1 protein-coding gene is annotated in these 895 nt (G+C 39.0%); it reads right to left on the reverse strand.

Annotation, left to right across the window (positions count from 1 at the left end; all coding sequences use genetic code 11):
• Nucleotides 1-96 precede the first annotated feature (96 nt).
• On the reverse strand, nt 97-895 hold a 799-nt coding region (locus JCM11969_RS16790; protein ID WP_225353351.1), incomplete at its 5' end, for a DNA primase family protein.

The following is an 895-nucleotide window of genomic DNA, read 5'->3' on the forward strand; positions in this document are numbered from 1 at the left end:
AAACACTCAAAAGAGTATATAAATGTAGTTATATCAAGGGTTTGAGCTTGAAAATGATCCTCCCATTATCATCAAATGGATTTTATCCTCCTATTTTTATTTAATCCATCCCAGTCTTGGATCTCCTTTAATTTTCAATCCAATATAAAATATGGATCCACTTTTCTTGGCTTCAAATTTCTGTCGCATTTCCCGGCCAAATTTTTGTTTGCTCATTGAGTACTCTGAATTTTCATTAGCCCATGATTGGTATTTCTTAAAAAGTTCACCAGCCGGAGCTCGGTAACTATCACTCACTTCGCAACAATCATCCACAAACAAACTAATGACATCCATTTCCTCACGATATTGCTGACTAGCATTAGTCACACTAGCTGGTGGATTTAATCCCTCCCTCTGCCACATTAAGGCACCTTCTACGATCCAATTTAAAATCCCAACAGACTCACGCTGCAGCTTATACTTTAAGTCCTTATCAACTTTATCTGTCGGTATTTGAACCTTGAACGGAATCAGCATCAATCTGCGCCATATACCATCGTCTGTGCCTCGTATGATTGGCTTGTGGTTAGTTGCTAACCACAGCTTAAACTGTGGCTTAAACTCGAATTCCTTACCATACAAATACCTTGCTGTTACTTTGTCTCCACCAGTTAACTGTTTAACTAGACCTTCATCCAATCTCACACCCTCATTAGGTTCACTCGAAGTAACTAATCGGGCACTTTCCAAACGAGCAATATCCGAATTGGCACCGGAGCTATTTTGACGAACCATGATAGAATCAGCCTGCATTGACTTAGCATAAGTTCCCAAAATATCCGAGATAGTATCAATGAAAATTGATTTACCATTGCGGCCGTTTCCGTAAAGAATGAACATAACTTGTTCTTTG

Source organism: Secundilactobacillus paracollinoides DSM 15502 = JCM 11969 (genome assembly GCF_001311135.1).
Classification (GTDB): Bacteria; Bacillota; Bacilli; order Lactobacillales; family Lactobacillaceae; genus Secundilactobacillus; species Secundilactobacillus paracollinoides.